Source organism: Luteibacter sp. NPDC104163, assembly GCF_055584245.1.
On record NZ_JBVJMK010000009.1, the window covers coordinates 160,666 to 182,514 of the forward strand.

Consider the following 21,849-nt stretch of genomic DNA (forward strand, 5'->3'; position numbering starts at 1 on the left):
CCGGTGTCCCGGCGGCCGAAGGAGGCGGTTACGCCTCGTAACGGATGGTGTAGGTCACCTTGCCGTTGGCCGAACCTGCGGTCACGGTGCCGGTGCGCTCATAGCCCGCCGAATGGATGATCGTGGCCTTGTTGTCCACCACGGTCTTCTTCACCCACTTCTGGTTCGTGCCGATGTCGATGAGCTCGTTTTCCTCGTTGAACAGACGGATCATCACGCCCTGCGCAGCACCTGCTTCAGGCGTGATCTTGACCAGGCCGGTCGCCGGATCGACCAGTGCGCCTGGCTCGAAGTTGGCGTAAACCTTCGTGCCATCGGTGCATTCGGCGTTGCCGCCGACCACGATGCGGAAGCCCACCCTCGACGGAACGTCCGATCTTCTCGAAACGTCCAGCATTGACGCCGCCGAGGTCGACCAGGAAGTCCGGGCCACCGGTGCCGTTACCGTCGATCTCACACGTCACCGACGTGATCGAACCGGTGAACGTAATCGTGCCGTCTGCAGCGAACGCCGCGGGGGAAGCCAGGCCTGCGATGAGCAGGGCGGAAGAAATTACCTTGAGGTTCATCCAATCAACCTTTCTTTAGAAGTCCGTAGTCAACGGCCCACCATGGGCCGTCGGCCTGGGGTGACACGGGTCACCCCGCGCGACACGCAGCCGGGCCCGTCTACGCGAGCGCTGAAGAAAGTTTGTCGGATTACCCCTACACGGGGATATGGAAGTTTCCTCAAAAATCTGACTTTTTATGCGGGATACCGGCAAGACGGGAACTTGCGCGGACGCAGAAAATTCTCAACCGGTCGAAGCGGTCGATGTTGCACGCCGACGGAAACCACCGCGCGCGAACCACGCCACGACGATCGGCATCAGGACGAGCGGCAGGTTGCTTGGCCCCGGGATCCAGAACGCAAGCGCAAAGGAAAGCGTCGACATCAGCGGCAACGCCATCGTCCGCCGGCGCATCGCGGCGATATCGGCATCGGCGACGTCAGCGCGCACATAGGGCGCGCGCAGCGCCGTCCGGAACAGGCGCCATTGCAGCAGGCCTGCGATGAACAGGTTGAGCGAATAGAACATCTCGGGAATGCGTTCCGTCGGGTGCGTACTCATGAGCGCCGATGAGAACGGCATGAAGGCAACCGACATCAGCAGTGCGAGGTTGCGCCATACGATGGCCGGGTCGAAACGCTCGAGCATGCCGAAGACGCGGTGATGGGCCGCCCACAGGGCACCCACCACGACGAAGCTGAGGACGAAGCCCAGGAAATGCGGCACGAGGTGCCCGAGTGCCTCCATCCATGCCGCGTCACCGCGACCTTCCGGATCCGGCACGTGGATCTCGATGACGAGCAGCGTGATCGCGATGGCGAATACTGCGTCCGAAAAGAACGTCAGCCGTTCGAGTTGCTGCTCCTGCCCATGCGACATGCCCGGTCCCCCACCGTAACGTGAGGGCCGATCATCGCCTTGCCGGTGGTGCGGAGGCAACCACCGGCAAGGCGCCACGGTCAGTCGAGCGAGGCCGCCGGCCCGAAGAACTCGTATTTCGCGCGGGCATCGGGCACGCCCAGGTCGCGCAGGGCGTTGCGTACGCTCTTCATGAACGGCTTGGGCCCGAGGAAGTACGCGTCCATGGCGTCGGCACCCGGGAGCCACGCGGCCAGCAGGTCGCGGTCGAGGAACCCTGTAGCGTGCGGCTCCGGGTCGCCCTCGCGCGGGGCCTCGTAGCAGTAGTAGCGCTTTAGATGGGGGTGCTCGGCGGCCAGGGCATCGATCGCGTCACGAAACGCGTGCACGCCACCATGGCGCGCGGCGTGGATGAAATGGATCGGGCGCTGGGTCGCAAGCGCCTGCTCCAGCATCGCCAGCGTCGGGGTAATGCCCACGCCGCCGCTGATCAGCACGATCTCGCGCTCGCTCTCTTCCAGGGTGAAGTGCCCGGCGGGCGGGAAGAGCTCGAGGGTGTCGCCCGCGTGCAGGCGGTCATGCAGGAAGTTCGAAACGGTGCCACCCGGGTGACGCTTCACGCTGATGCGGTACGTCTTGCCGTCCGGCGCTGCGGAAAGTGAGTAGTTGCGACGCACGTCCTCGCCATCCACCAGCACGCGCAGGCCGATGTACTGGCCGGGCGTGTGCGCATAGACGGCGCCGCCGTCGACCGGCGCGAAGCGGAACGAGGTGATCTCGTCGCTCTCCGGGGTCTTTTCGATGAGCCGGAACGCGCGGCCGTCGCGCCAGCCACCCGGCGCCTCGGCCTGTGCGTCGTAGATCGACGCTTCCGCACCCGCCAGGATGTCCGCGAGCTGGCCGTAGGCCGCGGCCCAGGCCTCGATCACGGCATCGGTCGCGACCTCGGCGCCCAGCACTTCGCGGATGGCGCGGAGCAGGCAACGCCCGACGATCGGGTAATGCTCGCGGCGGATGCGCAACGAGACATGCTTGTTGACGATCATGTTGACCATGTCGCCGAGCGCCTCGAGCTGGTCGATGTGCTTCGCATACATGAGCACGCCGTTCGCGAGCGCGCGCGGTTGGTCGCCGGTGAGCTGGTTGGCCTGGTTGAAGTACGGGCGCACCTCGGGGTTCTCGCCGATCAGGATCCCGTAGAAGTGCGTGGTGAGCGCCTCGCCGCCGGCTTCGAGGAGGGGCACGGTCGCGCGGATGATGGCCTTGTGTTCGCTGGAGAGCATGGTGGGACCTTTTCGTGCAGTCGTTGGGGATGCACCTCCTTATCCACGTCCCGTGCCAGCGGCCTGCGACCTTTTTGATCAATACGTTAGTGCCACGCAGGGTCATAATGACCTCATCACGCCCGGGTCGATCCGACCCGCGATGGAGTCAGAATGACCACCGCCGATCCCGTCCTCACCGCGCTCCTGCCGCTGGTCGACGACCTCTCGCGCGACCTGCCGGAAGCCGAACGCTTCCGCCGCCTGCTGGAGGCGCTGCGCCGCCTGGTGCCCTGCGACGCCAGCGCGTTGCTGCGCCTCGAAGGGGGCGAGCTGGTACCGCTGGCGGTCGACGGGCTTAGCCTCGATACGCTCGGCCGGCGCTTTCCCGTCGAGGACCATCCGCGCTTCGGCGCCTTGCTGGCCCGGGACGAGCCCACGCTGTTCCCCTCGGATAGCCCGCTGCCCGATCCCTATGACGGCCTGGTCACCGGCGAGCCGCATCTCGATGTCCACGACTGCATGGGTTGTCCCCTGAGCGTGGATGGCAAGCCGTGGGGCCTGGTCACGCTGGATGCGCTGGAAGCCGGCCGCTTCGGCGACGCGGACCTGGAGGCCGTGCGCGCCTTCGCCAGCCTGGCCGGCGCCACCGTCGCCGCTGCGGACCGCATGCGCGGGCTGGAGCGCGCCGCCGAGCGAGAGCACTCACGTGCGGAGGGATTCCGGCTCGCTGCGAACCAGGCGCCGGTACGCCGGCTCACGGGCCTGAGCCCTGCGTTCCAGCGGCTCACCGACGACATCGCCACGGTGGCGCACAGCGATCTCACCGTGCTGATCCGCGGCGAGACGGGCACGGGCAAGGAACTCGTGGCGCAGGCGATCCACGCGGCGTCGGCACGCGCCGATCGTCCGCTCATCGCGGTGAACTGCGCCGCGCTGCCGGAGCAACTGCTCGAGAGCGAGCTGTTCGGCCATGTGCGCGGCGCCTTCTCCGGCGCCACTGCCGACCGGCGCGGCAAGTTCGAACTCGCGGATCACGGCACCCTGTTCCTCGACGAGGTCGCGGACCTCTCGCTCGGCGCGCAGGCGGCCCTGCTCCGCGTCATGCAGAGCGGGCAGTTGCAGCGGGTGGGCTCGGACCGCGAGCACCGCGTGGATGTCCGGATCATCGCCGCGAGCAACCGCGATCTCGCTGACGAAGTGCGCGCTGGCCGTTGCCGTGCGGATTTCTACCACCGGCTCAGTGTGTATCCGCTCGCCGTGCCTGCCTTGCGCGAGCGTGGCAATGACGTGCTGCTATTGGCGGGCGGCTTCCTGGACGAGAACCGCGCACGGCTCGGACTGGCTGGTATCCGCCTTTCGAACGAGGCACAGGCGCTGCTGCTCGGCTGGTCGTGGCCCGGCAATGTGCGCGAGCTTGAACACACGCTGGGGCGCGCCTGCCTGAAAGGCCTGGCGCGTACCGGCAAGGGTGCGGTGCTGGTGATCGAAGGCGACGACCTGGATCTCGCGGCACCCACGACGGCCGTGGCACATGCAGCGGCCGCGCCGAAGCGGGAAGCCGATGCGCTGCCCTTGCGCGCCGCGCTGGACCTCTACGAGCGCCAGCGCATCGAGGAAGCCCTGGCGCGCGGCGGTGGCAACTGGGCCGCCGCCGCGCGCGAACTGGGCATGGACCGGGCCAACCTGCGGCGGTCGGCCGCGCGCCTGGGCCTGGCTTAGCGGCCGATGTTCCGCAGCGACTTGCCGCTCATCAGGTTGCGTTCGATCTGCTCCAGCGTCACGCCCTTCGTCTCCGGCACCAGCAGGAAGGTCAGCACGATGAAGACGGCATTGAGTGCGGCATAGAGCCAGAACGTCTGCGCGTTGCCGATGCCCGCCATCAGGCTGAGGAACGAAACGCCGACGATGAAGTTGGTGCCCCAGTTCGTAAATGTAGAGGCGGCGATGCCGAAGTCGCGGCCTTTGAGCGGCTGCACCTCCGAGCACAACGTCCAGATCAGCGGGCCGGCCGACATGGCGAAGCCGACGATGAAGAACAGCAGCATGCCGACGGTGAACAGCTGCTCGCCGCGACCATGGATACCCAGCCCCATCATGGTGCCGACCACACCGAGGCCCACCGCCATCATCGCGAAGCCGACATACAGGATCGGCTTGCGGCCGAGGCGATCGACCAGGCCGAAGGCGATCAGCGTGGCGAGCACGTTGGTCAGGCCCACCGCGGCCGTGAACCACATCTGCGCCTGCGTGTCGTAGCCCATCTCCTTGAAGATGCGCGGTGCGTAGTACATCACCACGTTCATGCCCGTGAACTGCTGCATGGCCTGGAGCAGCATGCCGAGACCCACGGAGCGGCGGAAATTGGGGTTCTCGCGGAACATGCTCCAGCCGTGCTGCTTGGTCTTCAGCTGCTCTTCGATGTCCGCAATTTCTTTCTCGACGATGCGCTCGTCACCGCGCAGCTTCGCGAGCACCACCTGCGCATCCTGCTTGCGGCCACGCAGTAGCAGCCAGCGCGGGCTATCCGGCAGGAAGAACAGGCCGACCATGAACAAGGCACCCGGGATGGCGATGATCCCAAGCATCCAGCGCCAGTTGCCCGTGCTGCTGAACGCCGTATCGGAAAGGAACGCCAGCAGGATCCCGGTGGTGATCATCAGCTGGTAGGTGGAGATCATCGCGCCACGGATCCGCTCGGGAGCGACTTCCGCGAGATACAGCGGTGCGGTGAACGTAGCGACGCCGATGGCCAGGCCCAGTACGACGCGGGCCGCCACCAGGCTGGCGGGATTCCACGCCATGGCGCAGAACAGGGAGCCCGCGATGAACAGCACCGCGCCCAGCATCAGCGAGCGCTTGCGGCCGAGGGTCGCCGACATCCAGCCCGCACCGAGCGCGCCGGCGGCGGCGCCGAGGGTCATGCTGCTCACCACCCATTCGATGGTGCGGTCGGTGGCACCGAAATCCTTCTGGATGAACTGCTGTGCCCCGGAGATCACGCCGATATCCAGGCCGAACATGAGGCCGGCCAGGGCGGCGAGGATACAGGTGGTGACGATGGCTGCCTTGGGATGGGCGGCTTTGAGTTGTTGTTCGACGGCGACATCCATGAGGGAACCTGCGACATAAGGAGAAGATCAGGTGATTGGATGCCGCGCCGTGTATTCACCCTGTCACCTGCATGTCGGAACGACGTGATGTCCGTGACAGGTATGCGGATTGTGCATATCCGGCAAATCGGTCCTCGCCGGAGGCAGGGTGCCCGCCTGATCATCCCCGAGCGGCGCAACGAGCAATGGCCGTGCCATACCGCCACCTAAAAACGCAGCGTTCGCCAAGCGCTTTGCGTCGCCCTATGTGGTAGCGTCGATCTGTTTATTCCTTGCGTTTCCTTTCCTCCACCTCCGTACACCGCCTTGAGTTACCAGCACGCTCCTTCCCCAACCGATGATCCCACCCTGACGACGCGCGACGCCGCGCGGCTGCTCGGCATTTCCGTGAGCACGGCCCAGAAGTGGATCGAGAGCGGCGCGCTGGCCTCATGGAAAACCCCTGGCGGCCACCGGCGGATGCGGAGGAGTGCGGTCATCGCGTTGCTCGAGGAACGGACGGCGCTGGCGGCGGATCCGCTGCAGGCGATGTCGCCCGAGCTGCGCCCTGAGCGATCGCCTGCCTACCCGGTCCCGGAGAACGAAGCCGGCCGGCTGCGCGCAGTGGGCCGTTCCGGCCTGCTCGATACGCCGCCGGAGCCCGCCTTCGATCGCATCACCTGGCTGGCCAGCCTCATTGCCGGCGTCCCGGTCTCCACGGTCACGCTGCTGACGGCGCGCCGCCAGTGGTTCAAGTCGCGCAAGGGCACTGCCCTGGAAGAGACCCCGCGCGAGTGGGCGTTGTGCAACCACGCCATCATGGGCGATGACCTGATGATGGTCGAGGACGCACGCCAGGATGCGCGCTTCCGCGATAACCCGCTGGTCACGGGCCATGAGCACATCGTGTTCTACGCGGGCTGCCCGTTGCGCAGCCCCGATGGCCACGCGCTGGGCACGCTGTGCGTGATCGATAGCGCGCCACGCCAGCTCAATGACACGCAGAAGGAAGGCCTGCGTGCCCTGGCGGATATCGCCGAGGACGAAATCCGCCTGTACATGGCCGAGCACGGCCGGCGCTGGGCTTAACCGGCGGGCGGCGCCCACGGGTCGTAGCTGCCGAAGTACCAGAGGCGTCCTTCAAGGTCCCTGGCGGAATAGCCGGCGCCACCGTAGTCCTTCTCTTCGTAGTCGTCGATGATGGTCGCGCCGTGCGCCTTCGCGTGCTCGTAGTGCGCCTTCAGGTCGGCCACGGTGACACACGGGCACTGCGTTTCCCGGCCACCGATCTGGTCCGGTTGGACGATATGGTCGGCGAAAGGCGTTTCGGGGATCACCGAGCCGAGCATCACCATGCCGTCGCCGAAGGTCAGCTGGGCATGGACCACGAGGGTTGGGTTGGTCTCGTCGGTGTACACCGCGTGCTCGCTGAACCCGAAGGCATCGCAGAGGAAGCGGATGGCGGCGTGGGCGTCGCGGTAGCGCAGGCAGGGGATGATCGTGCTGGGCATGGCGGAGGCTCCCGGAAGGGGAGCCCACCATAGCGCGTTAGCGGCCGGCTGTTGTCAGGCCAGCTCGGCGACCGCGCGGCGCACGGTATCGATGCCGCCGGCCTGGGTGTTGGTGGCCTGGGCCACGTCGGAGACGCGATCGAGCAGCGTGCTCACGGAGCCGAGGATGTTGCGCATCGCCTCGCCGGCCTCGCCGCTGCGTTCGCTGCCCTCGCGCACGCGCTCCATGGTGTTCTCGATCAGCGCGCGGATATCGCGGGCGGAATCGGCGCTGCGCTGGGAGAGCATGCGCACTTCCTGCGCAACGACCGCGAAGCCCTTGCCATGCGCGCCGGAACGCGCGGCCTCGATCGACGCGTTGAGCGCGAGGATATTGGTCTGGAAAGCGATGGAATCGATCAGGCCCACGATCTCAGCGATATCGCGTGCGCCATCCTGGATCGCGCCCATCGTCGCGATCACCGCATCCACCATCGCACCGCCATCGGCGGCGGAACGGCTGGCTTCGTTCGCGAGGGCGTTGGTCGCCCGCGCCTGCTCGGCAATGGCTGGCACCGTATCGGCCAGCTCGGTCAGCGAGGCGTGCAGGGTGCGGGTGGCGCGCGTCTGCGCGGTCACGTCGGTCGCGTACTTCACCACCTTGAACGGGCGGCCCGCCATGTCGAGGATCGGGTTGTAGCTACCCTGGATCCACACCTCGCGGCCGCGCCGGTCCACGCGGTGGTAGAGCCCGGAATCGTATTCACCGCGGCCGAGCTTTTCCCAGAAGGCCTGGTAGTCGGCGCCTTCGCGCTCGATGCGGTCGACGAACATGCGGTGGTGCTGGCCGATCACCTCGTCGCGCATGTAACCCATGGTGGCGAGGAAGTTGTCGTTCGCGTCGAGGATATGCCCGTCGAGGGTGAAGCTGATCACCGCCTGTGCCTTGTCGATGGCGGCCAGGCGCCCCTCCATGTCCGCCGTGCGCAGGCGTTGCTCGGTCACGTCGGTCGCGAACTTCACGACGCGCATCACCCGGCCGGCACGGTCCAGCACGGGGTTGTAACTCGCCTGGATCCACACCTCGCGGCCACCGGCGCCGAGGCGGCGGTACATGCCGACGTCGGGCTGCCCGGAACCGAGGCGCTTCCAGAACTCGGCATACCCGGGCGCTTCCGCTTCCGCCGGATCGACGAACAGGCGGTGGTGCCGGCCAACGATGTCGCTGAGCTTGTAGCCCATGGCATCGAGGAAGTTCTGGTTGGCGGCCAGGATCGTTCCATCCAGCGCGAACTCGATGACGGCCTGGGTCCGGTTCAGCGCATCCATCTTGCAGCGCACGCCCGACCGCCCCACGCCCATGACGGCGCGAAGTCCTGCGATGAAACTGGATGCCATGGCCTGCCCCTCCCGGTGGAATGACCCTCAGGCGCTACTTATCGTCCCGGGAAGGTCCGTTCTTAACGGGGGGTGCCGAATTTACCCACAGGTTTGTGAAATTGATTTCACGCGGACCTACTGGACCGCGCCGATCCCCAGCTCGCGCCCGTCGGATGCGCCGCGATCATCCACCACGCGCACCAGGAACCGGCCGGTGCGCTCGGGCGTCCACATCAGGACCTGGCCGGCCGGCACGCTGCCGACATAGGCGTTGTCGACGAACCAGTAGAGCGTCCGCACGCCCGCGTCGGTCGTCGCCGTAAAGGCGACCTTGTCCGCACCGAATCGGGAAGCGCGCACCTGGTAGGTACTGCCCTTCAACGGCGAGGTGATCTTCGGCGGATCGCCGGGCGGCTGTCCGCCACCCTGGCAATCCGGCAATGGCGGTGGCGTGCGCCGCGGCATGCCCGCCTGCGCGAAGACCCGCGCCAGGTCGGAGGGCCAGTATTCGTACACCTCGGTGTGCGTCGTGCCCGGATCGAACGGTGGACACGCGGGCTTGCCGGTCTCGTTATCGACGACCAGCGGGCGGTGCACGGTGCTGACCTTGATCGGCGATTTGCCCGGGATGAACCACGTGCTCCCCACCTGCGGACACCAGGTATTCGGCAGGTCGCCGCTCGCCAGGCAGATCGCGACGCGGCGCAGGTTCGGCGGATTGCGCCGTACCGGTTCGGCCAGGCCCGGGCGCTCGGCACGCAGGGCGTCGGCGATGCGAAAGAACAGCGGTGCGGCGGCATCCACGCCGACGAAGGCCGGGTTGCCCGTGCTGTCGAAATTGCCGATCCACACCACGAGCACATAGGGACCGAACGCGCCGGCGGTCCACGCATCGCGGAAGCCCCACGAGGTACCGGTCTTCCAGTAGACGGGCAGGCGCGAGGACTGCGCCGCCACGGCGTCATCCGGCCGCGGGTTCTGCCGCAGCATGTCCATCACCATGAAGCTGGCTTCTTCGCTGAGCAGGCGCGTGCCCTTCGTCGCCGGTTGCGTCGCTTCCGTGCGCAGCGGGCGGAGTTCGCCGCGGTTGGCCAGCATCGCGTACAGGCTGGCGAGCTCCTGCATCGTGACCTCGCCGCCGCCGAGGACCAGCGCTAGACCGTAGTGCTTTTCCGTCTGCATGCGCGAGATGCCCGCATCGCGCAGGAACTGGTAGAGGTTCGGATTGCCGAGGCGGGCCGCGACCTGCACGGCAGGAATGTTCCGGCTGCGTACCAGCGCCTGAGTCGCGGTCACCGGGCCGAGGAAGCGGCCATCGAAGTTCTCCGGTGTATACGGGCCAAAGGCGGACGGGACGTCGCGCAGCACGGTTTCCGGATGCAGGATGCCCTGGTCGAAGCCAAGCGCGTAGATGAAGGGCTTGAGCGTCGAGCCGGGCGAACGCTTGGCCTGCGTACCGTTCACCTGGCCGAAGATCGCCGGATCGAAATAATCCGCCGAGCCGACCATGGCCTTGATCCCCATGTCCCGCGTATCCACCAGCAACGCGGCGGCGTTGCGGATCCCGCGTGCGCCGGTGTGTTCCACGTACTGGCGCACCTGCCGCTCGAGGCTGTGCTGGAGGCCCAGGTCGAGGGTAGTGGTCACGCGCATGTCGTCGCCACCGGTGAGGCGGCGCTCCGCCAGCACCTGTTCCACGAAGTGCGGCGCTTCGAAGGGCAGGCGCGACAGCGGCCTTAAGCGCAACGGCAGGTCGAACAGCGGACGCGCCGAAGCATCGGCGGGATGCTTCGCGACCCAGCGCGCGAACAGGCGGTCGCGCGATGCGCGCAGGGCCTTGTCGATCACGCCGGTGCCATTGACGCTGCCGGGCAGGCCACGGGCCGGCTCCTGCGGGATCACCGCGAGGGTCAGTGCTTCCGGCAGGGTCAGCCGTGCGGGCGGCTTGCTGAAATAGGCAAGGCTCGCCGCGCCCACGCCCTCCACGTTCCGCCCATAAGGAGCGGCATTGAGGTACGCCTCGAGGATGTCGTGCTTCGAGTACTGGAGTTCGAGCTGCACGGCACGCAAGGCCTGCACGAGCTTGCCGCCCGGGCTGCGCGTATCCAGGTGCCAGAGCAACCGGGCCAGCTGCATCGTCACGGTGGAGCCGCCCTGGGGATTGCCATGCCGGACGTAGGTCACCCATGCGCCGCGCAACAGGCCCCACGCCGACACGCCGGGATGCCAGCGGAACCAGCGGTCCTCATGCAGCAACACGCCGTCGACGAGTGCCGGCGAGATATCTTCGAGCGGCACCCACAAACGATACCGATCGTCGCTCGCCAGGGTCAGGCGCAGCAGCTGGCCGCGGTCGTCATACACCGCGGTCGAGGAAGGCAACCACGCCCGCAGCGGATCATGCGGCCACCACCGGCAGCCGGCGATCACGGCCGCGCCGAGCAACAACGCCACCAGGACGTTGTGCCAGCGCGGCCAGCGGAGACGAGGCAACCACCGCTTCACGTCACGGCTTCGAGGACACCGTCAGCTTGCCGCCACCCGGTGCCGTCGCCTGCGTGCCGCGGTCGTACAGCGATTCCACCTGGGCCGGGGGGATCACGAACGTGCCCGCGTTGGTCGCCTTGATGCGGTAGATGAACTCCTGCACATCCTTCGACGCGAAGCCGTACACCACGACGCGATCCTCGCGCACGTCGGCGTACTCCGGCCGCCAGGTCGATTCCGGATTGCCGATCGGTGAATGCCACGCCGGGGCGTCACTGTCCTCCGCTGCATCGCCCTCACCCTCACCCTCGCCGTTGTCGGCTTCCGAGGTCGCCTCGTCGGACGACGGCGCCGCCTGCTCATCCGGGGTGGCCGGCGGCTGGGTATCGAGCACGGGCTCGAAGCCGCCGGGGAGGAGATCGGTGATCGCGATGTTGTCCACGCCATCGTCGCGCGTGGCGCGGATGCGCACGTGCACGTCCACCTCGTCACCCACGGCAAGCTTGCTGATCTCCTTGCCCTTCGTGTCGGTGTAGCTGCGCGTGATCTCCAGGCCATCCTTGCGGACCTGCGTGGAGGGCGCGCGGTCGAAGCCGGCCTGGCTCACCGCGTACCACGCCGTGCTGTCGGCATCGTTGACGAAACGCAGGCGGTGCGCCGTACCGGGGTAGCGTGCGTCCAGCACCACACCCTTCGGTGCGCCGACCGGGGTCACCGTTCCATCCTTCGCCACCGCACCGATCGACAGCTTGTCGACCACGGCACCGCCCTCCTTCGCCCATGCATCCAGCGCCAGGATGATCATGCCGGACGACAGGGTGTTGTAGTGGCCCTTGCCCAGCGGGCGCACGAGCGTATCGACGATCGAGGCCGGCAGGTCCTTCGCCTGGTCGGGGAAGTGCTTCGCCAGCAGGTAAAGCACCGTGGCATCACGGATGGCCGGATCGTAGTAGTCCCCGTAGGCGTAGACCTCATCCGTCTTGCGCAGCAGCAGCTTGCGCGGTCCGGCGATCAGGTCGGCGGCAACGCGATCCTGGTGCAGCAGGCGGTACGAAGCCGCGAGCCATGCCGCCGCCGCGTCATCCTTCCATGTCGTCGCGTACGCCTCCTGCAGGCGGCGCTGGACGGAAGCGAGATCGTTGGTCGTCACCACGCCCTGGCGGGTCAGCAGGTAGATCGCATAGGCGCGCTGGCGCATCTCGGCCAGGCTGTCGCCGCTGTCGTCCGCGGCGATCTGGCGCAACGCCTTGTTCGCCGCATCCAGCATGTCGCGCGGCACGGCGACGCCACGGTCGCTGGCTTCGATGAGGTAATGCACCGCGTAGTCGGTGGCGAACGCATGCGTGTCCGGCGTCGCCGTCCACAGGCCAAAACCACCCTGCCCGTTCTGGCGCGCGCGCAACGTATCGAACAATGCGGCCACCGGATCGGCGGGCGGTGCCGCGTCATCGTCCATCCGCGCGGGCTTCACGTCACCGAACTCAGGGCGCTTGCCCAGGATCAGCGCGGGCATCGCGGCACTGATCACCTGCTCCGTGCAGTAGTGCGGGAAGTCGACGAGATAGGCGGCGAGGCCACGCGCCAGCACGACCGGCACGGTGGAGAACGCCGCATCACGCCGGGCGTAGGCATCGAACATGTCGCGCAGGTCCGCTACGTCGGCACGGGTGTGTGCATCGACATGGCCGAACGCGAGCTCGGTTCGCATGGCAGATGCGGGCCGCACCGACAGGTCCACGCCCTGGCGTGCCGACTTGCCGTTGGCACTGGCCGTGAACCCGAGGTGGCCCGAGCCCAGCTTGTCAGTGGCACGCACGCGGAAGATCGCCGCGCCCTCGCGCATCTCGCCGAGCGACAGGGTCTGCGTCGCATCGCCGACGACCTGCAGCTGCGGGCCGACCTTCAGCGTGACGGCGACCGGCACGGTCTTCCCGCCCAGCCCGGTGAGGTTGTTGGCGACGCCCACGCTCACTTCGGCTTCATCGCCCGGCGCCAGCGTGGTCGGCACGTTGGGTGAAAGCACGAAGTCACCCCGCACCGTCGTCGCGCCCTCGAACGTGCCGATGCGCTCGGGCGATACGGCGACCGCCATGACCCGGAGCTTGCCATTGAAGTAATCCGGCACCTTCCAGCTGAGGTCGCGCGAGCCATCCACGTCCACGATGCCCGACCAGAACGCCACGGGCTTGTCCTGCTTGCGGCGGAACGGGTTGAGCTGGCGGCCGATCGCACCCTCCGCGTCACCGCCCGGCGCGGCCAGGGTGGTGAGCTTGGTGAAGTCGGGAATGATCAGGTCGAGGATCTGCGTCGTGCTGACTTCGAGCATGCGCTTGCGGAAGAAGTACTGCAGCGGATCGCCCAGCTTGTAACGGGCGACCTGCAGGATGCCTTCGTCCACGGCGAACACGACGGCCCGCGTCGGCGTCGCCGAGGTCACATGGAAGGTGAGCGTGTCGCCTGGCTTCACCAGGTCGGGCGTCTCCACGCGCAGGCCCTGCTTGCGCGCATCCATGTTCACCGAGAACGGCACCACGCCGAACGACAGCGGGCTCATGAAGATCTCGTCGGACGACGGATCGCGGACGTACTGGACGTTGATGTAGCCGTTGCCTTCGAAGCCCTCGGGCACCGTGATGTGCTGCACCGAGCTCGTCGTATCCGCGTGGAACCACGCGTGCGCATACACCTTGTCACGCTCGATCGTGATGAGGCCGCTGCCGGCATACGGAGCGCGGATGGCGATGTCGACCGCTTCGCCCGGCGCGTAGTCCTTCTTCGACAGGGCGAGCTGCAGCTCGGCGTTGCGCTCGAGGGAGCGCGACACATTGCCCTCGCCCGCCACCGACCACGCCACGCGGTTCACTTCCTTGCCTTCGGCGTTCCTCACCACGAGGGCGAAGTTGCCGGGCTTGTTCGTCGGCAGCGCGACATCCAGGCCCGTGGCCGGGATGGTCAGCGCGGTTTCCGAAAGCGTCGTCTCGCGGGCCTTGGATTCGTACTTGTAGACGCCCGAATCCTGCTTCGTGAGCACGGAGACATAGCGAGTCTCGACGATGGCCTGCTTCAGCCCGGTCAGTTCCATCCGCTTCGCTTCGGGATTGATCGCAACCAGGTTCACCTTGCGCTCGGCATCGCGCGCAACGTAGTCCAGGTTGTCCGGCGCGCGATAACCCACGAGCCAGTCGTTCGACGACACCATGCCCTGGGTAGCGGCGGCGACGCTGCGCCCACCTTCGGCCTCATAGGCCTTGGCCAGGAAGTAGAGCTGGTAGGTGGCATCCGCGTAGCGCGACAGGTCGAGCGGGAATTCCGCATGGCCCTTGTCATCGGTTTTCTGGTCGGCCAGCTTTTCCTCGAACCCGTCCTTGGCACGGCGGATGTCGTAGAAGTGGTAGTCCTTGAAGCTGGGGAACGACGGGAACGCGGGGCGCAGCGTCAGCGAACCTTCGACGCGGCGATCGGCCGCGGGCGTGCCGAACAGGTTCTGCACGTCGACCAGCGCCTTCAGCTGGGCCGGTTTCACCCAGCCCTCGGGCGTCGCGGCCGACAGCTTCGCCGCGACCTTCAGCCGGTCGGGCTGGAACTCCTTCACCTGCACGGTCGTGTCACCGATCTGCGAGTACGGCTTGCCGTCCTTCGCGATGTACAGGTTCACGGTCCAGTTGCCGGTGGGCGAGGTTTCCGCCGTGGTGTAGTCGAGCTCGGCAAAGCCGGCCTGGTCCATCGTGACCGGCTGCTGGCGCACAGTCGTGCCGCGCGGGTCCACGATCTGCGCGACCAGCGGGATGCCGGCGACGCTGCGGGTCCAGGTGCTCGCACGCACGATCAGGCCGATGTGGAACTGATCGCCGGGGCGATAGATGCCGCGGTCGGAGAACAGGTAGCCCGAAAGCTGCCCCGCGCTCATCGGGCTCATGTCGCCGCCGATGTCGAAGCGCGAGAAATCCAGCTGGCGATCGCGCGCGCTGATCGGCAGGAACGACAGGTCCTCGCCCAGGCGCACGACCACCATGGCCGGCTCCTTCTCCTGGGTGAAGCCCTCGAGGCCGGCGAAATGCGCGTGGCCATCGGCACCCACCGCCTGGGTGAGCAGCGTGTTGCCATTCTTCGCGATGATCGACACCGATGCGCCCGACGCGGGCTGTCCGCTGCGGATCGACTGGACGTAGATGTCGCGACTGCCGTCCGCGGCGCGCTTGGCGATCACGCCGAGGTCGGTGATCACCACGAGGCGCTGGTCACTCGGCCATTCGTAGTTCCGGTAGCCACCGTCACGGTCGTAGCGTGCCGCCGCCTGGGCCGCCGCTGCCTCCGGATCGCCGCCCGCCTCGCGCCCGGCCGCTTCGCGTGCCTGGTCCATGGCCTTCTCGCGCTGCTCCTTCTCCCGCGCGGCGTCGTAACCCTGCAGCTTCAGCAGGAACACGCCGCGCTTGCCGGCGGCCAGGTACTGGCCGACGTCGAAGCCCTCGTAGTGCGCCTTGCCGGGGCCTTCGTCTTCGATCGGGATCTTCTTCACGAAGCGCTCGGTGATGTTCTCCTCACCGATGCCGTAGAGATCGGGCTTGGCGTAGGGTCCGCTGCCCAGCGTCACCAGGTGCTGCAGCTGGTCGGGCAGCACGCGGCCGACCTCGACGCGCAGCCCGGGCATGTTGCGGGACACGACCGAAACGCGGTGGTCGCCGGAGAGCGACAACAGGGCACCATCGGACATGAAGCGCAGCAGTCGCGGGTACTCCGGCACCGGCAGGATTTCCGCATACGACTTCGGCATCACGTAGCCACCGAACGAGGTCATGCCCTTGTCGACGCGCACGTACAGGCGGTCGCCGGGCTGGGCATGGAAGCGGAAGCTCTGCGTTTCCGACCAGTCGTTTTCGGTCGGGACGACGCTGGCCTTGGCCGACGGCCACGTGCGCAGTGCCGTCTCGCTGACCTGGCTCGCGCCGTTGACCTCCGCATTCGCCGGCACGATCCACGCGTGCACGTGCTTGCCGAGGTCCGCGTCGCTCACCGCGTTGGCGAACGCCATGGTGACGACCTGCTCCGGTTCGAAGCGGTCGTTGTCGACCAGCGTGGCCTGCATGTCGGTGATCTTGAGGCTGTACAGCCCGGGCACCCGGACACTGGTTTCCAGCGCCTTGTCGGTGCCGTCGCCGCCGCGGCTGCTGCGCACGCCATCGGCCACCTTCATGCCCACCGCGCCATCATCGCGGGGCAGCTGCAGCGGCATGGAGTGCACGAAGGCATTGAGGTGGTGGTCGTCGTAGGTGACGCTGAACTTCAGGTCGTCGCCATGCTTCTCGCCGCGCTCGCGCAGGTCGAGCGCGATGCGCTTCTCGAGCTCGGCCGGATCGACCGGGTAGTTGAAGGCCAGCTGGATGATCGTCTTGCGGCGGGTCGGGTCCTGCGGATCCTGGTAGAACTCGCCGTTGGTCACGCGCGCCGTGAACGGCGCCGTGTTGAAGGTGGCCTCGTCATCGGCGAGGAGCACGTGCGGGGCAAAGACCTTGGCCTTGTCGAAGCGCACGTCGAACTTGCGGCCCACGGGCCAGTCCGTGGCCGGCGTGAAGACCAGGGTGCGATCGTCCTGCCACTTCCACTGGCCCGCCTGGCGCGGTTCCAGCGCGATGCCCTCGGTGACCGGCTTGCCCAGCGATTCGATCCGCGCGGCGGAGCCGGAGAAGCGCAGTTCCAGCGCATGGATCTCGGGCCGGACGTCGCTGTAATCCGTGACGGCCGGGGCCGCCACCTCGATGGTGATCCGGTTGGGTTCCGCGGCGCGCGGGCGGTTTTGCCACCAGTGCCAGCCGAACCACCCGGCGGCCACCAGGAGCAGCGCGCCGGCGATCGTGCCGGTGAACTTCAGGGGATGCTGGCGGGCCGCCCTGCCCGTTGCCGGCACCCAGGCCGGTGCGGACCAGGCGATATTTCCGAAAAGGGGCCTGAGCACGAAGCCGAGCAGCCAGCCAAGGCCGCGCAGCAGGCGCACCGGGAGCATCGCGAGGAACCGCAGGAGATCCATATTCCGTTCCAATCCGTTTCTTGAAGGGCGGGTACACACCGGCGCGGCCGCTGGAAAAGCGGCAGTGTCGCCAACGGTTGTCCCCGGGATTAGCCTGCGCGCCACCCCTGTCGCGCAGGTGGCTGGATTCTGACATATCGACGACAGGGAACGGACGGCATGCGAAGGCGGCCGCGATGCAATACGGAAATTCTGAATTTTGTGCCGTACGCGTCGCCCCGTGACCCGGCTCACGACCCGGGGCGCCACCCCCGCACCGGGCGTGCCAAACGCGCTATCGTCCGGGAAGGATCCCGCGCGATGGATCGTGCGGACCACAAGGGACATCCCGCGCCGAGGGAACAGGAGGCGACGCGCGGACATCGACGGTGACATGCGATGAGTGAGCACGCGACGGACCCCATCGAACGGGCTATCGCCATTTCGGACCGCGAATTCCGCGAACTGGCCGACTTTGCGCCAGTGATGATCTGGCGTGCGGGCGTGGACAAGCTCTGCGACTGGTTCAACAAGCCCTGGCTGGAGTACACCGGGCGCGCCATGGAGGACGAGCTGGGGAACGGCTGGGCCGAGGGCGTGCACCCCGACGACCTTGAGCGCTGCCTGGCCATCTATGTCGGGGCGTTCGACGCGCGCGAACCGTTTTCGATGGAATACCGCCTGCGCCGCTCGGATGGCGAGTACCGCTGGCTGCTGGACAACGGCGCGCCCTTCTACCGCGAGGGCCATTTCGCCGGGTACTTCGGCAGTTGCACCGATGTCTCGGCGCACCGCGATGCCCAGCGCGCCCAGCGGATCCTGATCAACGAACTCAACCACCGGGTGAAGAACACCCTGGCCGTGGTCCAGGCCATGGCCATCCAGAGCTTCCGCGAGGAGCAACCGGTCGCACACTCGCTTGCCGTGTTCGAGAGCCGGCTGCGCGCCCTCTCGGCGGCCCACGACCTGCTGGTGGCCCGCGCCTGGGAAGAGGTCGCCCTGCGCGGGGTCGTCGAGGCCACGGTCGCCCCCCACGATCCCGATGGGTCACTCGTCAGCCTGGACGGGCCGCCGCTCATGCTCAGCCCCGAGGCGGCGGTATCGGTCGCCATGGCGCTCCACGAACTGCTGACCAACGCGATCAAATACGGCGCCCTCTCGGTCGCGGAAGGCCGGGTCAGCCTGGGCTGGCATTACGAGCCCGAGCGACACATGGTTCGCCTGGAATGGAAGGAAAGCGGCGGCCCTGTCGTGGAGCCGCCGGTGCAGCGTGGCTTCGGCACCCGCTTCATCGAACGGGTGCTGGCCGCCCAGGCCGGGGGGACCGCGGCGGTCACGTTCCACCCGGATGGCGTGCACTGCTTCTTCGAGGCGTCCGCCCGTGCGCGTTCCATGGAGCCACTGGACCGCCTTGTCGACGCCTGACACCGGGTCGCTCAACCCTTGAGAATCACCTGCTGCATCCTGCCTGCCCCGGGCGGTATAAATTTCTTTCGGCCGGGTGTCGATCGGCGGTAGGGTCGTTCGACGTCTCCATGAAGGCCGGGAATGCCCCGGCCACGGCAAGGAGAAGGCAGATGCGATTCATGGTCATGGTGCGCGCCACCCGCGCGTCCGAAGCCGGCGAGATGCCCAGCGAGCAGCTGATCACGGCGATGGGCAATTTCAACGAGGAGCTCGTCCGCGCTGGCGTGCTGCTGGCGGCCGAGGGCCTGCAGCCCAGCAGCAAGGGCGCCCGCATCCGCTTCTCGGGCGATCGCCGCGAGGTCATCGATGGCCCGTTCGCCGAGACCCGCGAACTCATCGCCGGCTTCTGGCTCATCCAGGTCCGCTCGTTCGATGAAGCCATCGAGTGGATGAAGCGCTGCCCCAATCCGTTCGAGGACGGGACGTCCGAGATCGAGCTCCGCCAGGTCTTCGAAGCCGAGGACTTCGGCGCTGAATTCACCCCAGAGGCGCGTGCGCAGGAAGAACGCATGCGCGCCGAGATCGCTGCCCGCCAGTAACTCCACCCATCCACCGAGGCATACCGATGAACATCACCCCGTACCTGCATTTCAAGGACAACTGCGAGGAAGCCTTCAAGTTCTACGAGAAGGCGCTTGGCGGCAAGATCATCATGACCAGCCGCTTCAAGGATATGCCGCCCCCGCCCGAGGGCGCGGCGAACAACGAAGGCTGCGGCGATGGCCAGCAGATGGATCTGTCCACCATGGGCGAGAAGATCATGCACATCCGCCTGCAGGTGGGCGATGCCATCCTCATGGGCTCCGATTCGCCGCCGGTCTTCGAGCACCCCGGCAAGGTCCAGGGCTGCACCATCGCCCTCGGCTTCGACACGGCGGCGGAAGCCAGGAAGATCTTCGAAGCACTGGCCAAGCGGGGCACGGTGACCATGCCGGTGGGCGAGACCTTCTGGGCCGAGTGCTTCGGCATGCTCGATGACGAGTTCGGCGTGTCGTGGATGGTGAATGGCGGCGAGAAGCCGGCACCGACCGCGTAAGGAGCAGACCATGCGATTCCTGATCGTCCGCAAGGCGGATGCCGAGAGCGAAGCCGGCGCACCGGTCACCCAGGCGCTGGTCGATGCGATGGCCGAGTACTGCGACCAGCTCGCCGCCGACGGCCGGTTCCACGCGGGTGAAGGACTCAAGCCCAGCCGCGAGGGCGTCCGGGTGAGCTTCACCGCGGGTCGCACGCCGGTGGTCGTCGACGGACCGTTCGCGGAAGCGAAGGAACTCGTCGCCGGGTTCAGCGTGATCGAAGCCGACTCCATCGAGGAAGCGGTCGACTGGGTCAAGGGCTGGCCGGCCGAGGATGCGAACGGCGACGCCGAGATCGAAGTACGCCCGATCGGCTGCCCGGGTGGCCTCAGCAACTTCGGCGACCCGGCCGACGATGAGTCGGAGCGCCGTCGGTACATCGTGATGCTGAAAGCCAATGCCCGCAGCGAGACCGACTGGAACCCGGGCCCGGAGATCCTTGGCCGCATGGCCGAAGCGAACCGCGCCGGGTTCGAGGCGGGCCACCTCATCGCGGGGAATGGCCTTTCTTCCAGCCGGCATGCGAAGCGCGTGCGTTTCAGCAAGGGCCAGCCGCAGGTGTTCGATGGCCCCTTCGCCGAGATCAAGGAGATGGTCGCGGGCTTCTGGGTGCTTCGCGTCGATAGCCTGGATGACGTGATCGCGTGGACGCGCACGTACCCGTTCCCGGACGGTGACGACGCACGGCTCGAGATCCGCCCGCTCTACAGCATGAAGGAACTGCTGGCCCCGCTCACCTGATGCCGCAGCGCGGCTTGCCTGTCATGGCGGCGGATGGTGTCATCCGTCGCCATGACCGACGCCGCCCGCCGCGCCATCGATGCGATCTGGAAGATCGAATCGCCCCGCCTCATCGCGACCATCGCCCGGATGGTGCGCGACCTCGATCTCGCTGAGGAGCTGGCCCAGGATGCGCTGGTCTCGGCACTCGAGCAGTGGCCGCGCGATGGCGTGCCGCGTAACCCCGGCGCCTGGCTCACCCAGGCCGCGAAGCACCGCGCGGTGGACCGCATCCGTCGCGAGCGCATGGCCGGCCGCAAGCTGGAAGCGCTGGGCCAGGACATGGAGGGTTTGCTCGAATCCCACGACGAGGCCCTGATCGACGCGCTGGATGACGACATCGGCGACGACATGCTCCGGCTGATTTTCACCGCGTGCCATCCTGCGTTGTCCATCGAAGCGCAGGTGGCGCTGACGCTGCGCCTGCTGGGCGGCCTCGCCACCGACGAAATCGCGCGCGCCTTCCTCGTGCCCGAGGCCACCGTGGCGCAGCGCATCGTCCGCGCGAAGCGCACGCTGGCCGGCGAGGCGGTCGTCTATGAAGTCCCGCGCGGCGAGGAACTGGAGGAGCGCCTCGACGCGGTGTTGCGCGTGGTGTACCTGGTCTTCAACGAAGGCTATGCGGCGACGGCGGGGGATGACTGGATGCGTCCCGGCCTGTGCGACGAGGCGCTGCGGCTTGGCCGCATCCTCGCCGGCCTCATGCCCCGCGAGCCCGAGGTGCATGGCCTGGTCGCCCTGATGGAAATCCAGGCCTCGCGCACCGGCGCGCGCACCCGCCCGGATGGCGAGCCCATCCTGCTGATGGACCAGGACCGGGGGCGCTGGGATCGCCTGCTGATCAACCGCGGGCTCGCCGCGCTCGATCGCGTGGAGAAGCTGGGCGGTTCCCACGGGCCTTACGCACTCCAGGCGGCGATCGCGGCCTGCCACGCACGTGCGCCGCGTGGCGAAGACACCGACTGGCAGCGGATGGCCGGCCTCTACGTCGACCTGGTGGCGGTAATGCCCTCACCGGTCGTCGAGCTCAACCGCGCGGTTGCCGTCTCCATGGCCGACGGGCCCGCGGCCGCGCTGGATATCGTCGATGCACTGGCTGACGAACCGACGCTCAAGGGCTACCACCTGCTGCCCAGCGTACGCGGCGACCTGCTCTACCGCCTGGGCCGACACGAAGCAGCCCGCGCCGCGTTCCTGCAAGCGGCAGCCATGACCCGCAACGAACGCGAACGCACCCTGCTGGAAGCCCGCGCCATGCAGTGCGAATAACCGTCGTGGGGGGGGGGGGGGGGGGGGGGGGGGGGGGGGGGGCGACCCCACCCCCCCCCCCCCCCCCCCCCCCCCCCGAGGGGGGGTTTTTGTTTTTTTTGTTTTTTTGGGGGGGGGGGGGGGGAAGAACACACAC

The 21,849-nt window shown here is 67.5% G+C and carries 15 protein-coding genes; 7 read left to right on the forward strand and 8 right to left on the reverse strand.

Features of this window, described 5'->3' with window-relative positions; genetic code table 11:
* Positions 1-28: 28 nt before the first annotated feature.
* From ACZ6YI_RS13280 to hmpA, 3 genes are all read right to left on the reverse strand, one after another.
* Positions 29-433, reverse strand: a complete 405-nt coding sequence (locus ACZ6YI_RS13280) for a fimbrial protein (protein WP_465779076.1) — start codon at positions 431-433, stop codon at positions 29-31.
* Between the two features lie 361 nt (positions 434-794).
* Positions 795-1,430 (reverse strand): TMEM175 family protein, encoded by a 636-nt coding sequence (locus tag ACZ6YI_RS13285; RefSeq protein ID WP_465779077.1) that lies wholly within the window; start codon positions 1,428-1,430, stop codon positions 795-797.
* Between the two features lie 80 nt (positions 1,431-1,510).
* Positions 1,511-2,692, reverse strand: a complete 1,182-nt coding sequence (gene hmpA, locus ACZ6YI_RS13290; RefSeq protein ID WP_465779078.1) for an NO-inducible flavohemoprotein — start codon at positions 2,690-2,692, stop codon at positions 1,511-1,513.
* A 153-nt stretch (positions 2,693-2,845) separates the two neighbouring features.
* On the opposite strand from hmpA, the gene norR reads away from it, so the two are divergent.
* Positions 2,846-4,393 (forward strand): nitric oxide reductase transcriptional regulator NorR, encoded by a 1,548-nt coding sequence (norR, locus tag ACZ6YI_RS13295; RefSeq protein ID WP_465779079.1) that lies wholly within the window; start codon positions 2,846-2,848, stop codon positions 4,391-4,393.
* On the opposite strand, the gene ACZ6YI_RS13300 is transcribed toward norR, so the two are convergent.
* Positions 4,390-5,784, reverse strand: a complete 1,395-nt coding sequence (locus ACZ6YI_RS13300) for a sugar porter family MFS transporter (RefSeq protein ID WP_465779080.1) — start codon at positions 5,782-5,784, stop codon at positions 4,390-4,392. The two genes, norR and ACZ6YI_RS13300, sit on opposite strands and share 4 nt — an antisense overlap.
* A 306-nt stretch (positions 5,785-6,090) precedes the next feature.
* Here ACZ6YI_RS13300 and ACZ6YI_RS13305 point away from each other — a divergent pair, with 306 nt between their 5' ends.
* Positions 6,091-6,852 carry a helix-turn-helix domain-containing protein gene (locus tag ACZ6YI_RS13305; protein WP_465779081.1) on the forward strand — a complete coding sequence of 254 codons (762 nt, stop codon included), beginning with the start codon at positions 6,091-6,093 and terminating at the stop codon, positions 6,850-6,852.
* On the opposite strand, the gene ACZ6YI_RS13310 is transcribed toward ACZ6YI_RS13305, so the two are convergent.
* The 4 genes from ACZ6YI_RS13310 to ACZ6YI_RS13325 all read right to left on the reverse strand — a co-directional run bounded on the left by ACZ6YI_RS13310 (position 6,849) and on the right by ACZ6YI_RS13325 (position 17,142).
* Positions 6,849-7,274 carry a VOC family protein gene (locus ACZ6YI_RS13310; RefSeq protein ID WP_440328302.1) on the reverse strand — a complete coding sequence of 142 codons (426 nt, stop codon included), beginning with the start codon at positions 7,272-7,274 and terminating at the stop codon, positions 6,849-6,851. The genes ACZ6YI_RS13305 and ACZ6YI_RS13310 overlap by 4 nt on opposite strands.
* Positions 7,275-7,328: 54 nt before the next feature.
* Positions 7,329-8,651, reverse strand: a complete 1,323-nt coding sequence (locus tag ACZ6YI_RS13315; protein ID WP_465779082.1) for a methyl-accepting chemotaxis protein — start codon at positions 8,649-8,651, stop codon at positions 7,329-7,331.
* Between the two features lie 117 nt (positions 8,652-8,768).
* A complete protein-coding gene (gene pbpC / locus ACZ6YI_RS13320) occupies positions 8,769-11,138 on the reverse strand; it encodes a penicillin-binding protein 1C (protein WP_465779083.1) in 2,370 nt (789 codons plus the stop codon).
* Position 11,139: 1 nt separating this feature from the next.
* A complete protein-coding gene (locus ACZ6YI_RS13325; protein WP_465779084.1) occupies positions 11,140-17,142 on the reverse strand; it encodes an alpha-2-macroglobulin family protein in 6,003 nt (2,000 codons plus the stop codon).
* Between the two features lie 378 nt (positions 17,143-17,520).
* Between ACZ6YI_RS13325 and ACZ6YI_RS13330 the strand changes: the two genes are divergently transcribed.
* From ACZ6YI_RS13330 to ACZ6YI_RS13350, 5 genes are all read left to right on the forward strand, one after another.
* The gene (locus tag ACZ6YI_RS13330) at positions 17,521-18,546 is read left to right on the forward strand and encodes a sensor histidine kinase (RefSeq protein ID WP_465779085.1); all 1,026 of its coding nucleotides are present in this window, start codon (positions 17,521-17,523) and stop codon (positions 18,544-18,546) included.
* 152 nt (positions 18,547-18,698) lie between these two features.
* Positions 18,699-19,127: a YciI family protein gene (locus tag ACZ6YI_RS13335; RefSeq protein ID WP_440326879.1), complete on the forward strand. Its 429-nt coding sequence runs from the start codon at positions 18,699-18,701 to the stop codon at positions 19,125-19,127.
* A gap of 26 nt (positions 19,128-19,153) precedes the next feature.
* Positions 19,154-19,624, forward strand: coding sequence for a VOC family protein (locus ACZ6YI_RS13340; protein WP_465779086.1), 471 nt, complete (start codon positions 19,154-19,156; stop codon positions 19,622-19,624).
* 10 nt (positions 19,625-19,634) lie between these two features.
* The gene (locus tag ACZ6YI_RS13345; protein ID WP_465779087.1) at positions 19,635-20,405 is read left to right on the forward strand and encodes a YciI family protein; all 771 of its coding nucleotides are present in this window, start codon (positions 19,635-19,637) and stop codon (positions 20,403-20,405) included.
* A 51-nt stretch (positions 20,406-20,456) separates the two neighbouring features.
* Positions 20,457-21,713, forward strand: coding sequence for an RNA polymerase sigma factor (locus ACZ6YI_RS13350; RefSeq protein ID WP_465779088.1), 1,257 nt, complete (start codon positions 20,457-20,459; stop codon positions 21,711-21,713).
* The last annotated feature ends 136 nt before the right edge of the window (positions 21,714-21,849 follow it).